At 66.1% G+C, this 13,806-nt stretch carries 11 protein-coding genes and 1 pseudogene; 10 read left to right on the top strand and 2 right to left on the bottom strand.

Features of this window, described 5'->3' with window-relative positions; genetic code table 11:
* The first annotated feature begins 261 nt into the window (after positions 1-261).
* The 5 genes from OWR29_RS47540 (at position 262) to OWR29_RS48370 (ending at position 4,486) form a co-directional block, all read left to right on the top strand.
* Positions 262-1,434 (top strand): EAL domain-containing protein, encoded by a 1,173-nt coding sequence (locus OWR29_RS47540; RefSeq protein ID WP_267570321.1) that lies wholly within the window; start codon positions 262-264, stop codon positions 1,432-1,434.
* A 237-nt stretch (positions 1,435-1,671) separates the two neighbouring features.
* The gene (locus tag OWR29_RS47545) at positions 1,672-2,835 is read left to right on the top strand and encodes a PP2C family protein-serine/threonine phosphatase (RefSeq protein ID WP_267570322.1); all 1,164 of its coding nucleotides are present in this window, start codon (positions 1,672-1,674) and stop codon (positions 2,833-2,835) included.
* Positions 2,836-3,018: 183 nt separating this feature from the next.
* Positions 3,019-3,174, top strand: a complete 156-nt coding sequence (locus tag OWR29_RS47550) for an EAL domain-containing protein (RefSeq protein WP_267570323.1) — start codon at positions 3,019-3,021, stop codon at positions 3,172-3,174.
* Between the two features lie 197 nt (positions 3,175-3,371).
* Entirely contained in the window at positions 3,372-3,545 is a 174-nt protein-coding gene (locus OWR29_RS47555; RefSeq protein ID WP_267570324.1) for a CsbD family protein, read from the top strand.
* A 584-nt stretch (positions 3,546-4,129) separates the two neighbouring features.
* Positions 4,130-4,486 carry a helix-turn-helix domain-containing protein gene (locus tag OWR29_RS48370; protein ID WP_438872752.1) on the top strand — a complete coding sequence of 119 codons (357 nt, stop codon included), beginning with the start codon at positions 4,130-4,132 and terminating at the stop codon, positions 4,484-4,486.
* Here the strand turns inward: OWR29_RS48370 and OWR29_RS47565 are convergent.
* Positions 4,470-5,882 (bottom strand): transposase, encoded by a 1,413-nt coding sequence (locus OWR29_RS47565; protein WP_267570325.1) that lies wholly within the window; start codon positions 5,880-5,882, stop codon positions 4,470-4,472. The genes OWR29_RS48370 and OWR29_RS47565 overlap by 17 nt on opposite strands.
* A gap of 134 nt (positions 5,883-6,016) precedes the next feature.
* On the opposite strand from OWR29_RS47565, the gene OWR29_RS47570 reads away from it, so the two are divergent.
* From OWR29_RS47570 to OWR29_RS47590, 5 genes and pseudogenes are all read left to right on the top strand, one after another.
* Positions 6,017-6,217: a hypothetical protein gene (locus OWR29_RS47570; RefSeq protein WP_267570326.1), complete on the top strand. Its 201-nt coding sequence runs from the start codon at positions 6,017-6,019 to the stop codon at positions 6,215-6,217.
* Between the two features lie 482 nt (positions 6,218-6,699).
* Complete coding sequence (locus tag OWR29_RS47575; RefSeq protein ID WP_267570327.1) at positions 6,700-7,050, top strand: STAS domain-containing protein; 351 nt, start codon at positions 6,700-6,702, stop codon at positions 7,048-7,050.
* Positions 7,051-7,142: 92 nt separating this feature from the next.
* A complete protein-coding gene (locus OWR29_RS47580) occupies positions 7,143-7,652 on the top strand; it encodes an ATP-binding protein (protein WP_267570328.1) in 510 nt (169 codons plus the stop codon).
* Positions 7,653-8,679: 1,027 nt separating this feature from the next.
* Positions 8,680-10,263, top strand: coding sequence for an IS1182 family transposase (locus OWR29_RS47585; RefSeq protein WP_267570329.1), 1,584 nt, complete (start codon positions 8,680-8,682; stop codon positions 10,261-10,263).
* Between the two features lie 735 nt (positions 10,264-10,998).
* Positions 10,999-11,148, top strand: a pseudogene (locus OWR29_RS47590) (DUF4235 domain-containing protein); the annotation flags it as partial.
* 570 nt (positions 11,149-11,718) lie between these two features.
* Here the strand turns inward: OWR29_RS47590 and OWR29_RS47595 are convergent.
* A complete protein-coding gene (locus OWR29_RS47595; protein ID WP_267570330.1) occupies positions 11,719-13,710 on the bottom strand; it encodes a sensor domain-containing diguanylate cyclase in 1,992 nt (663 codons plus the stop codon).
* Positions 13,711-13,806 lie beyond the last annotated feature (96 nt).

A 13,806-nucleotide genomic window follows, 5' to 3' on the forward strand; every position in this document is an offset into this window, starting at 1 on the left:
CATATCGGCTGACCGCCCGTCGGCCCGCCAGTGTTCGCGGCGGAGGATCCGCATAACGCAACCCGGTCTTGGCCCAACTGCGGTCTTCTGATGCTGACGAGGTCTGAGCGACGCTGAGAGTGCAACTCGTTGCGATGAATTCTGTTCGGCGGCAACGTCGGGAAGTCTCTGCTCGGGTCTGCTCAAGCCGTTGATCGGCGTGCCGATGACGATGACACGACCGGCTGGAAGGACTTGACCATGCGTGTAGCGTCTACCGCTGTGGCAACGCCGGAGCCAGTGTCGCCGGTAGGTGCGGTCACTATTCATACGGTGTTGGCGGACCGGTTGGTGCAGCCGGTATTCCAGCCGATCGTGGATCTGGCCAGCCGCACCGTTGTGGGTGTCGAAGCACTCGCGCGCGGACCGGCTGGTTCAACGCTGGAATTCCCCGACCGGCTGTTTGCCACAGCCCGCGACGCCGGAGTCGTCGGTGAGCTCGATCTGCTGTGCTGCGAACGGGCACTCGAGGACGCGATCGCCGCCTCGGTAATGCCGCCGCTGGTGTTCGTCAACGGTGAACCTGGTGTCATGAATCAACCGCTGTCGCCTCGCCTAATCGAGCTGGTCCGCAACGGTCTGCCGTTTCGTCAAATCCTGGAATTCACCGAACGGGCCCTGCCCGCTGTGCCGGGAAGCTTGCTGCGCATCGCCGGACAGGTGCAGCAATACGGCAACGGTCTAGCCCTCGATGACGTCGGCGTCGACCCGATGTCACTGGCCTTCCTGCCGGTCCTGGAACCGGAAGTCATCAAACTCGACATGAGCCTGCTCCGCCACCCCCAGGCTGCCGACACCACCACCGTCTGCACGGTGGTGCGCGCTGAGGCAGACTGCACCGGCGCCGTAGTTATCGCCGAAGGCATCGAAACCGAGGCCGATCTGGTCACCGCCCGCGCCCTAGGCGCGGATTGGGGGCAGGGCTGGCTGTTCGGCCGGCCGGCCCCGCTGACAAACATCGGATACACGTTCGACCACACCGGCACGAGTGCTCTACGCGCGCCCCGACCAGGATTTCATCAGCCCGCCGGTACCCCCTGGGCAATTGCGGCCGGACGTCAACCGGCCGGCGCAGCGACCGCTGACGCGGTTGCTGCCGCGGCGGCGTCTTTGCGCGACCTGGTCGCCGCTGACCTTGACACCATGGTCATCGTGAGTTGCCCGGCGACCTCCGTCGCCGGGCTTCCGGGATCACTGGAGGACTTGGTCGGCCGTGCGCGCTCGGTAATGATGTTGGACGAGCCGATCACGAACGAGCTCGTCGTCGCGGTCGTCGGGGCCGGCTACGGCGCCGCGGTCTGCATCCAGACGGAGTCCTCACCCCAGCTGATCAGCACCGACCACCTGCCCACGGTCGCCGCCCTCATCAGAGCGGTGATGAACCGCCTGCCGTGATAGGCCCGACGTCCGCCTGGCTGCGACGACCTTAGCGGGGGTGGTGTCAGATTGTGCCCGTTACCCGGCCGGCCGCGTCTTACCAGCAGGGCTACTGCAGTGCCGAGCAGCTATTCGAAGGTCTCTCTCGTGTTGGGTCGTGATGCGCCGCGGTGGGGCTGATCAGCGATGGGTCGTAAACTGCGATGTGCTTCGGGCCCGATGCCTGGAGCGGTTCCGGAGTGTAGGGGCTACGGGGTGGACGTGAGCGTGGCAGCGGCGCCGAGCGCCCCGTGGGTACGGATTCTGCTGATCGAGGACGATCCGGCTGACGTGTTCCTGACGCGTGAGTACCTCGACGACAGTGGCTTGGCGAACCGTTTCGAGCATGCCGGAACGTTGGCTGAGGCAACCGCCAGCACCGATACACCCGACTGTGTGCTACTTGATCTGAACCTGCCCGATGGTAACGGGCTGGCCGCGCTCGGCCGGGTTCTGACCCGGTGGCCGGACACCGCTGTCGTGGTGCTGACCGGCTTGGACGACACGGCCATGGGTAACGCAGCCGTGACGGCCGGCGCCCAGGACTACCTGGTCAAGGGGCACGTCGACGGGAGTCTGCTCGGCCGCGCCATCCAGTACGCCGTGCAGCGCCGCCATGCCCAGACCACCGAACGGCAGCTGCGTGAAACGCGTCTGCAGGCCAGCGAGAGTCTGCGGCTGCAGCGCGGCCTGCTACCGAAGCCCTTGCTGACCGACCCTGCGTTGGTGGTGGCCAGCCGGTATGTTCCCGGCCAGCGACGCTCCTTACTCGGTGGCGATTTCTATGACGTCGTTCAGGATTCGGATGGGGCCGTGCACGCCTTGATCGGCGATGTGTGCGGCAACGGCCCGGACGAGGCCGCGATCGGGGTCGGGCTGCGTGTCGGCTGGCGTACCCTGACCCTCGCCGGCGTCGGCAAAGCTGACCGGATGCGGCTGCTCGAACAGGTACTCGTTGCCGAACGCCCTCATGACGCGATGTTCGCCACCGCCTGCACCGTCCGTCTCAGCCCTGACCGCAGTCAGGCGGTCTTCGTCAGTGCCGGGCACCCCGCACCCCTGATCGTCACCCGCGACGGCGCCTCGCCCGCACCGGTACGTTCCCATCTCGCGCTGGGCATGTTCCCCGGTCGCGGAAGATGGCAGGAAACCCCCATCGCGTTGCCGCCGGGGGCGGGGCTGCTGCTCTACACCGATGGCATTTATGAAGGGTTCGCCGGCGACGGCACCCGCCTGGGCGAGCAACGCTTCCTCGAGCTCGCCTCACGCCTGGCCTCGATCCGGGATCCGGCCGAATACCTCAGCGCGGTTCTGGCCGAGGTCCAGGGCCACGACGGCGGACGCCACAGCGACGACACCGCCCTGCTGTACATCGCCTGACGACGGAGACGCGCGCGTCGGACGCGATGAAAGCCCCTGGCCCGCGCGCTGCGGGCGGGGCCTTCATCAGTCTCGACAGGGCATGGGGATCTCCTGCCACATGCACTCGGTCGGTTGGTTAGGTTCTGCTAGTCCCGACCTTAAGTATTTGAGCCGTACGCCGACAGCTGTAGCGGTGCGCGAGTGAAGGCCAGCTTTGCGTCGTTCGAGGCCGCCAGGATCGGCGCCAGCCTGATCGCCGAAGGCATCGAAACCGCCGCCGAACATACCCGGTTGACCGAACTCGGCGTCACCTACGGTCAGGGCTACCACCTCGCCAGGCCCGCCGACCTGCCCTGAAAAAGATCGCCCGCATTGGCTTGCACGACACCCCGCGGGATGAAGTTCGACGTCACAACATCGAGCAACACAACGACGACACCGCACTGCTGTACCTGACATAGCCCAACGTGTAGAAGCACGACCCGTGCCCTTCCGCGGGTTGAGACTGGCCTTAGCGGGTACTAAAAAGCCAGCCGATGTTATGGAGGTTTGCTATGGCTTTCGACGACAAGGTCGACAACAAAGCTGAAGAACTCGGCGGCAAGGTCAAAGAAGGCGCCGGTAAGGCCACCGACGACAAAGACCTCGAGGCCGAGGGTAAGGCCGACCAGGGCAGCTCCAAGCTCAAGCAGGCCGGCGAGAACATCAAGGACGCGTTCAAGTCCTGATGTAGCGCACGCGGAGATGGGCTGTCAGATTCGACGCAGCCCATCTCCAGTTCTCGCTCCCACCGCTGGCCGCCGAAGATTTCAAGCCAGGAATTTAGCCGGGGAGTCGGCCATGGCGGCACGCTTATCCGGCGGCGCCACCCGAGCTGCTCCTTCGTGACGCCTGCGAGTTCGTGCGCCCATGCCGCTGCGGCCCAGCATCCGGCGGTATCCCGATTTCACCACGGCCCAGCTCACCCAGCCCGGTGCTGTCGGCCCGGCGGCGGGGGTGGAGCGAGCGCAGCACCGCCTCGTTTTCCGCGTAGCTAGAGACCTCTCGTGCGAGGGTCTGGTTCTGATCCACTGTGACACTTTCGGGTGATCGTTTTGGGTGGATGCCTCGCGTCTGCTGATCACACGCGCTACGGCTATGGCGGTGGTCTGGACTAGGCACAACGTATCGGCGGGAACAGGTCCGCGCTCGGGCAGCGGAGCTGTTCGAGCAGGGTATTTCGGCAGTTGAGGTGGCCGCGATGTTGGAGGTGTCGATGACGTCGGCGTATCAGTGACGCCGGGTGTGGGTCGCTGCCGGCCGCTCGGGCTTGGTGTCGCGTGGTGCCAGCGGCCCGGACCCGAAGCTGTCGGACGAGCAGTTGGCCTGGCTGAAGGCCCGGCTGGGGCCGGCCGGGCACGGTGAGGACCAGCGATGGACCTTGATGCGGGTGGTCACGTTGATCGCAACGATGTTCCACCTGCGGGTTGGGCTCACCACGGCATGGCAGGCGATGCGCCGGCTCGGCTGCACCGCGCAGATGCCCACGTTCCGGGCAGCCGAACGTGACAAACAGGCCATCGCGAGGTGGCACCGTTATCAGTGGCCGGCGCTAAAGAGTCGCCGCCCGGTGAGGAGCGTGGATCTACTTCGCCGACGAATGCGGCCAAACCCTAAGCTTCGCGTTTAACGTGGGTTTCGCTGGCTCGGGGTCTTGACCTGGTTTTTCTTGATGGCGGGGTGGCGTTGGGCGGGCGCGGATCGGGAGCCTTTCGGGCGTCCGGGGCCGGGCCGGGTGGGTTTCGGGTGGCTGGCCGGGGTGCCGATCTGTGGTAGTAGATGGCCGAAACCCTGCCGGACGCGGCCTGGGGTGAAGGCGTGTGCTGGTTGCGGTGGCTGCCAGGGCAGCCGGTGATCGCTGACCAGCGGGCGGGCCAGGCGTAGCTGGGTGAACGCGGCGAGGAGAGCCAGGTCCACCGGTCGGCCTGTTCCGGGCTGCGCAGTTTCGGGGTGGTCCAGCCCAGACTCTGTTTGGCGAAGCGGAACGTGTGCTCGATGTCGAAGCGGCGCAGGTAGGCCCGCCAGACACGGTTCAGGTCCAGGCTCGCCGGGTCGTCGCTGTGCCACCACAGCCACACTGTTTTCGGTTCCCGGTCACGGCGGCCGGGCAGCCGGGACACGTGCAGCCGGATCAGGGTTCCCTCGATGATGCGCAGTGCTCCGCCGGGTTCGCGGTAGGTGCGCTGTTTAGGGTGCAGCTGATGCCAGGCGGCGACGCTCACCTGGCCGTAGACGTCGTCGGTGATGTCGAGGGCGACATCGGGCACCGGCCAGGTCGACGGATCCGTGCAGCTGAACTTGGCGCCGTGCCGGCGCGGCGCGCCGCTGCGGCCACCTGGTGGGCGTGTCGGCGGGCGGGCGAAGAACACCCGGTCGTCACGCACCCGGACCACGATCTGTGCCCCGGCGCCGGTGAGTTCGACGGTCAGCTGGACCGGGTCGTAGCCGCCGTCGAACGCGAACAACGCCGGTGCGGACAACCTGCCGAGCCGGGGCAGCACCTGCTGGATCTGCTGCGCAGCAACCACATTGGCGTTCTCGCCGACCAGCACCCGGCGGGTGTCCAGCGGCGCCGTCCACGAGTCGGCGCCTGCCGACAGAGCGACCAGCCATGAATAGCACCAGCCTGCCACGATCGGCTGCCCGGCCGAGTGCCGTGACGGGTGGTAGGAGAAACCGCGCTGCGGTGAGCACTCGGCGTCGCTGCGCATCCACACCGTGGTGTCCACGGCGAAGTCCGCCTGCCAGTGGTCCGGCCGGGCCGCGGCGAGCAGATCGCGCAGCATGTCCGTATCAATCCGGCCCGCCGCCACCGCGGCATAGGCGGCGCCGTGCCCACGCCGGGCACCCGGCGCCAGACTCAGATAGGCGACTCCACCGACCGTGACCGGGGTGCACAGCCCATCGACCAAATCGAACAACGCGTCCGCCCGAGCGGTGAAACAGTCGTACACCTCGCCCCGGAACCGGTGAAGTTCACCCTGGTCAGCCCACCCGGCTTGCGCGACACTACGAACAACGGCCACCTGATCCTCCCGAGAAGATTCGCCTCTCCTCAGAGTGATCAGGTGGCCGCTCCATGCCAGTCCCCCCGCCGGGCGACTGAACCCGCCTCAGACGTTAAACGCGAAGCTAAGACCACTCAAGGCCTGGCACCTGGGTGCCACTCGGAATCACCCCGATCGTCGCGGTGACCGCCGCGGGCAACGCCCGGGTGTCAGTGGCTGGGTTGGTCTGGTATCGGCCCGGCGAACGCAGCCGGCTGATCTACGGCACGATGACCCACCGCGGCCGCACAGGAGAACCGAAAGGGTTCCGCGAACACGACTTTGCCCGCCTGCTCGACGCTGCCTACCAGTAGCTGCAGGCACCCATCGTGCTGATCTGAGACGGCCCGAACGCACACAAGTCCGCTCGCATGCGCACACTGATCTCGGCCCGGCCGTGGCTTCGGGTCTACCAGTTGCCTGTCATACGCGCCTGAGTCGAACCCGGTCGAAAAGATCTGGTCAGCGATGAAACGCAGCCTGGGAAACCTGCCCGCCCGGAAAGCCGGCACTCTCTCAGCGGCCGTCAACAACCGTCTCAAGAAGATGCAATACCGCCACGGCCCGATCGACGCCTACCTCACCGGAACGGGTCTATCACCACCAGCGCCGACCTGACCCTGACCACGAAAAGTCTCTAGCAGCTGATGCGTGACTTTGCGGGCTTGGCGGTGCATCATCGTGCGCACCGCCCGGCTGGAACGCTCCCCTGCAGGCTGCTGGAGCTATGGCAGGGGGTAGTCAGACTGACTGGGCGTTCCATACGCGGCGAGCCGGTTCGAGGTGAGGCAGCACGATGACTCAGACACCGCCATGGACCTCGCGCATCGGCATCGATGGTGAGACACACACTGTGCATTTTGCTGGTGAGATCGATATGGCCGCCGCTGATGCGGTGCGTGCTCTGCTGATCGTTGAACTCGAGCAACCCGGTACTACGACGGTGACTGCAGACTTGACGCAGCTGAATTTCATCGACTCCGCCGGGCTGGGGGCGCTGATCAACGCCTATAGCTATGCCCGCGAGGCCGGGCAGGAATTTCGGGTCACCAATCCAGCGGGCGCGGTAGCCCGCGTCATGAGAATCACCGGCGTGTTTGGACTGCTGACCGGCACTGCCGACGACCTCAGTGAAGGGCCGGGCTGACGTGACGACCGCTGGCCTTGAGGCCTTCCGGGGCCGTGGCACGCGAAACGACCGGGGAGTGTGACGCAGCCGGGCTCGGGTAAATAAGAGTCGTGGCGAGTCTGCGGTTCACGCCTGCTCCGGTTGCCGAGGCAATCCGGCATTGGGTTGTGGCCGATTACACCCACCTCGGGCCGTTGAGGGCATCGCTGTGCGAGGCGATTGACGCACAGGTGCCGATGGCGGGTCCTGAACGCGACGATCTCGTGGAGCGGATGACGATCGTCGTGACCGAGCTAGCGACCAACGCGTTGCGGCACGGCCGGTCTACGGTGCCAGTGCAATTGAGTCGCTCACCGGTCGCGTTGGTGCTCGATGTCGCCGATGATGCGTTCGCCGCCGCGCCGCAGATCCACGACGCAGGCTCTTTGGAAGCCGGTGGCCGCGGACTGCACATCACTCACGAGCTGGCCTCGGACATGGGCTGGTATGTCGAACAGGACCAGAAACATGTCTGGGTGCAGTTCCGTCTGCCCCGCCTCGTACGGCGGCGGCAGACCCCCCGCATCCCGGTCTTCGACCTCAAGTCGTTCCTGCGGCGAGTGCGTCGACTCGGCTACTAACGCGGCAATCGATCGCTGCGCAGGCTTGGTCCACCGACCTCTTCAGTGATGGTCAGACGCGCTACTTGGTGTGGTCAACGGCCCCAGGGGCGCTGCCAGCCCCAACGGCGCACATCCCAGCGACCGCCGTCAAGACCCATCGCGTACAGCGCGTCGGCCGCCTCGCACGCACGCTCAGCCGTGGCAAAGGTTGTTTCTCCGCCCCGTGATCGTCCCAAGGCAACGCCAGTAAGAACACCGTCCACCGGCCGTCGCTGAGCTCAGAAACCCGTACAAATTACTGCGCCCGAACGCCGCCCGCCAGGTAAGTCGCGGACTCGCTCACCAAGCGCCCCGTCCGGTAGCCGTCCCGGATCACCTGTCCACGCGTATCGTACCTATGTTCGATCAGCGCTCTGTATGCGGCTGCCACCTGTTTCCTCGGCGACGCAGAACCTCGTCCGCGCTACCCGCTGACGAACACGCGGAAGGGCACGTCCAAAACGATCGGTCCAGTGGCGAAAGCGCCGATAGGGCACAAATCTCGGCGGAGACGACCTAGGTGCCGACGATCGCGGCCGACACATTCGTCGGTCATGAAAAGCGCGCAGTCGGTGAGCGGTGCAGAGCCGGAAACGTCACAGGAAGCAGACGTCGGGAGCTGGAAAGCCCGGCGCGCCTCCATAACCCTCATTCTCCAGGCAGCGCAGAGCCTCTATGTGCTGAGCATGAGACTCCCCGATCACCTGGGGCGGGTACAGAGGCAGCCGATAGATGTGGCGGTTATGCTGGGCCAAAGCAACCCGGGGGACATGGCTGCAGATGATCGATGCTCAAGAGTTCGCTCGGCGACTCAGCACTCTCCGCCCCATTGCCTTCGCCAGCGATGACGTCGCGGACTTGGCGACCGCCGCCGATGTACGTATCAGCGCGGACCTCAAGATCGATGCCACTCTGGCGCAGCGCCTCCTAGGTGACTGGTGTTAAACGATGGCTTGCCACGGTGTGGCAGCCATCGTTTTCTATCTATATCAACTAGATTGCTGTGATGGCTTTGGGCAGGGCGTCGCAGCAGCTTGATCTTCTTGATCCGATCAGCCGGTTCTGCGGCCAGGCCTTGCCGCCGAACTCGATTTTCGTGTTCCTGCACGCCCACCGCGACCGGTTGTTTCCCGATGGCCTGTTCAGCGATCTGTTCGCGCGGACCGGCCGCCGGTCGGTGCCACCGTCGGTGGTCGCGGTCGTGATGGTCCTGCAGCGCCTGGAAGGGCTGTCGGATCGAGAAGCGGTCGACCGGTTCACCTTCGACGCCCGCTGGCGCTATGCCGCCGGGGCCGGCGGCTGGGATATCGGCCGGACAGGGTTCGCCCACACCGTGCTGGTCGACATGCGCGAACGGCTACGCCGTTCGGATCGCCCGGACCGGATCTTTCAGGTCGCCTTGGCGGCCGCGAGTGAGGCCGGGTTGATCGGCCGGCGGCGGGTGCTGGACTCCACCCCGCTTTATGACGCGGTCGCGACGATGGACACCGTCACGCTGATCCGCTCGGCGATTCGTGGCCTGCTCAAAGCGGCCGGCTCAGACATGGCCGGGCCGTTGCGGGCAGTGTTGACCGCTGGCGACGACTACGCCAGCTCGGCGAAGCCGGCTGTCGACTGGGACGACAAGGCAGCCCGGGACGCTTTGATCGACTCGAGGGCCCGGGACGGCTACGCGTTGCTGAGCCTGCTGGCCGGCCGTGAGGGCCTGGGCGAGCCGGTCACTCAAGCGATGCACCTGTTGGTCACCGTCCTGGGCCAGGATCTCGAAACCGACCCGGACGGGCTGCTGCGCATCGCCCGCAAAGTCGCGACCGACCGGGTGATCTCGACCGTCGATCCGCAGGCCCGGCACGGACACAAGACCAGCCACCGCGGCTTCGACGGCTACAAAGCCCACATCGCCATCGACCCGGACAGCGAGATCATCACCGCCACCGGCGTGACCGCCGGCAATACCGGTGACGCCCAGCCCGTCCCCGAGCTGATCGCTGACCTGGCCCAGCCTGCCGCCGCCGGTGGTGAGGGTGACGCGGCGGTTTACGGCGACTCGGCTTACGGCGCCGGCGAGGTCCTCGCCCACCTGCACGAGCAGGACATCGACATCAAGACCAAGGTCCAGCCGCCCAACGCGCCGGCCGGCAAGTTCACCAAAGAGCTGTTCATCATCGATCTCGGCACAACCACGGTGACCTGTCCGAACGGCATCACTATCGCGATCCGGCCGGTGACCGGCCACGCCCGGCACGCCGGCAAAGCCGACTTCGGCAAAGCCTGCACCGCCTGCCCCCTGCGCGAGCAGTGCACCGCCTCGAAAACCGGCCGGCAGATCACCATCAGTCGCTGGGAAACCCATCTGACCGCAGCCCGAACCCGGCAACAAGATCCGGTCTGGCAGGCCGACTACCGCGCCACCCGCCCCAAAGTCGAACGCAAACTCGCCCACCTCATGCGCCGCCGACACGGCGGCCGCCGCGCCCGCATGCGCGGCCGCGACCGCATCAACGCGGACTTCACCCTCCTGGCCGCCGCCACCAACCTCGCCCGACTCGCCACCCTCGGACTCACCACCGGCTGGACCCTAAACCTCTGAGCCTCACCCCGACCAGCCACCCGCGCCACCAAACCACAACGGCGGCCGGTCGGCTACGCCGACCAACCGCCGTTTAACACCAGCCACCTAGACCACATCTCACCCGCGGTGCCAGTCACAGGAGAGCAGATCACGGCGGTGCAATGGCCGCCACCGGCCGCCCCTCGGTCTGCGCCCGCGGTGTCGTTCTCCAGTCCGGGTGCCGTCGATGGTTCGATTGACCAGCCGACGCGACCGCGCAATTCTGGGCCTTCGCGTAGCGGCCGGCGCTCCGGCTCCCGACGACCCGGCAGATGAAGCCTTGATCGCCAGTGGCGGTGCCGAAAGCGCGTTCTTCATGGGTAACAGAGCTAGCCCAGCTGACTTCAACCCCGCCCGCCGACTTACAGTTCGACAGGCGGCAGAAAAGGGGCACGACCCTCTCGACCAAAGGTCAAGGCATCACCTCTAATGGCAGGTGAGTCGAGGCACGAGTTCGAGGTGCGGCTGTCGCTGCGGCACTTGGTGCCGGTCAAACCGCTGCCTACTCCGTCTAGGAGACGCGCCGCTCTAAAGTAAGACTCGCCTCAAATGGTTCATCTCGCGTCAGATCCGCAAGATCATCGCCGCAGCGACGGTCCAGCCGACGGGTTGACATCCATAGGGGCATCAAGCTCGGCGTCAACTTCCAAGCCACCCTCGACCTGGTCGATCTACTCGACTGGCTATGCGCCGTCTCCGACGGACATGATGCACGGGACAGCACCTAACGCCACCGACCAGGACCGCGGCTGGACCGAAATCCTGCTCGCGGCCGCGCTGCAAGGGGCGACCTTTGCCGTCGTCAAAGCTGCCGTCGACAGTGCCGGCGCCGCCGGTGTGCAGAAGGCCGCCAGCCAGGGCCCGGTTGAAACACCCACTCACCGTCTTCAGGAGCGAAACAGCATGAGAGTTCTCAAGTTCGCCGCCGGATTCGCCGTCGGGTACGTGCTCGGCAGCCGCGCGGGTCGCGAGAAGTATGAGCAGATCGTCGCCACCGCCCGCGGATCCTAAGATCACCTCACGGTGGTGCAGGTCCAGCAGAAGGCCGAGAAATTGCTGGGCACGGTGAGCGACACGGCCGCGTCGCACTCCGACACCGCTGTTACGCCCACCTCGACGGCGACCGATGATCCGCTACAAGCGGACACGACACCGGCCGACGACTCGCTCGGGGCAGGCCGCGCATCGCGACGCGGCCCCTCCCGTGCGCGTACAGCACCAGCCACGGCTTTCGAACGATCGGTGTAACTGCTTCGCGAGGTGCGGCTAGCAACCGTCTCCGACGGTTCTATGGGGGTGGGGCAGGATTCTCGCCTCATCCCCACCAGCTGAGAGGTGGCTTCCGCCTTCGCGCGCGAAGATCCAGATGCACTCGAGGTGATGCGCCTCGACCGGCTTGCTGGGATCGCTGACGGACGGCGACAGACGTCATGCTCAGGTGGCGTCGGTATTGCCTGTCGTCATTGCCATCACATGGAGCGGATCGGGGTCAGGATTGCTGGGCGGTCGCATACCGTCGCGGTAGTGCGTGTAGCCACCGTTACCGCGTGTCTTCGCGTTGTACATGGCAATGTCTGCATGCCGCATCACCTGTGCGGGGTCGTCACCGGGGCGCCCTTCGGCTATTCCGAAGCTGGCCCGCGTTACAAGGCGATGCTCGTCGACTACTACCGGCGCGGTGAAAGCGGCAATGATCCGAGCGACGGTCTGGTCGACGGCGCTGCCGGAGATGCCGTCGAGCAGGATGACGAACTCGTCACCGCCGAGCCGGGCTACGGTGTCCTGCGCTCGTACGCCGGCTCGCATCATACCGGCTACTGCGATCAGCAGTCCGTCGCCGGCGGCGTGGCCGAGTGTGTCGTTGACCGTCTTGAATCCGTCCAGGTCCACGATGATCACCGAGAACCGTTTGCCCGCGTCCTGGCCGGTGCACGCGGCCAGTCGTTCGGTGAACAACGCCCGGTTCGGTAGCCCGGTCAGATCGTCATGGGTAGCTTGATGTTGCAGCCGATCTTGAGCCAGCCGTGTCTCAGTGACGTCCCGCGCATTGCTGACAACGCCCGCGACACTCGGATCGTGCAGGAGGTTCGCGCTCGTTACCTCTAGCCATCGCCAGGACCCGTCGGCGTGCCGCAGACGCAGCACACAGAAGTCGGTCGCACCCGGCTCAGCGGTGACCCGGGTGGTAGCTGCAGCGGCTGTGGCCTGGTCGTCGGGGTGGGTCAGCGCGGTGAACGACATACCGACCAGAACTTCGGGACGACGTCCGAGAACGCGGTGCACTGAAGGGCTGACGTACGTTAGGTTGCCGGCGGCGTCGGCAATCGATACGACATCGGTGGAGTTCTGCACCAGGGAGCGGAATCGCTGCTCGGCGTGGCGCAGGTCGAGTAGTCCGGCATCCAGCCGCGTGAGCAGGATGTCGTTCTCCCGGAACACGACTATCTGCCGGCACGCCACCAACGCGGTCAGGCCGACACCGGCTGCGGCGACCAGCAACCGGTCATCGGCATCATCTGCTATCGCCACGATCATCAACGCGTCGGTGGCGGCTACCGCCACATACGGCAGGACACTGAACCGCCGCCGCGGACGCGTCACAGCGGCGGGCGCGGGATCGCCGGTGCGGATCAGGTCTTGTTGGGCGGCCACCGCGATCAGCAGGACCGCGACCGGTACCACGAGCAGGCTGGTGTCGACCGACGTTTCCTGGACGAACACGACCACCAGAGCGGTTCCCAGCCCGCCGACGCCCAGCGCTGCTCCGAGCAGGTACAGCGCCCGCGGGTGCAAGGCCGGGGTTCCGCCCAGCGCGACCTTGGCGATGATCAGCACGCACACCAGGCCGCCGGAGATCAAAGCAATGCTGATACTTGTTGTCACGGTGCTACGTCCCGGCGCGGCCAGGATCGCATCAGCGGCGAAATGCCATGCGAACGTCATCGCGGCGACAGCGACCGTGCCAAGATCCAGCCACAATGCCACCCGCTGAGTACGGCTACGCGCCCCGACCGGGAGTGTGAACAGCGGCCACATCAGTAGACCGAGCCCGGCGGCGTGCAGTGTCGCACTGGTCACGCTTAGCCGGGTCGTCATCGACAGGTCCGGATTCACCGCGTCGACAGTCATGACCGTCATTGACGCGCTGAACACCGACAAGGCGACCGCGACCCGCCGCCAGAAGTCCCGCGACGCCGGTGACCGGCCCGCTGTAGACCCGGACCGCCAGCACACCGACGCCGCCAGAGCGGCTGTCACCGGCGTCAGGCACCACCCGGCCAGCATCGGCTCAACCGGTGACACCAGCACCACGTACACAAACCACGACGCGGCCGCCAGGCAGACCACGGCGCACCAGCGCGTCACCGGGTCCGCCCAGATCACCCGCGTCAACCATCGCTGCAGGGCGTGGGCACGCTGAGTCATTCCGGCGACTCCAAGCAGACGAGGTCCACCGCGCGACGACGCCACGCACCTTCAACCCATCGGCATCATCGCCCAGCTCATGAGCGGCGGGTCATG

Origin of the sequence: Paractinoplanes pyxinae (assembly GCF_026626335.1) — a bacterium.
In the GTDB taxonomy this organism is placed as follows: domain Bacteria; phylum Actinomycetota; class Actinomycetes; order Mycobacteriales; family Micromonosporaceae; genus Actinoplanes; species Actinoplanes pyxinae.

Coding starts and splice junctions, on each gene's coding strand:
- OWR29_RS47595 (WP_267570330.1), bottom strand. CDS start 13,710: ATGACTCAGCGTGCCCACGCCCTGCAGCGATGGTTGACGCGGGTGATC.
- OWR29_RS47555 (WP_267570324.1), top strand. CDS start 3,372: ATGGCTTTCGACGACAAGGTCGACAACAAAGCTGAAGAACTCGGCGGC.
- OWR29_RS47575 (WP_267570327.1), top strand. CDS start 6,700: ATGACTCAGACACCGCCATGGACCTCGCGCATCGGCATCGATGGTGAG.
- OWR29_RS47585 (WP_267570329.1), top strand. CDS start 8,680: ATGGCTTTGGGCAGGGCGTCGCAGCAGCTTGATCTTCTTGATCCGATC.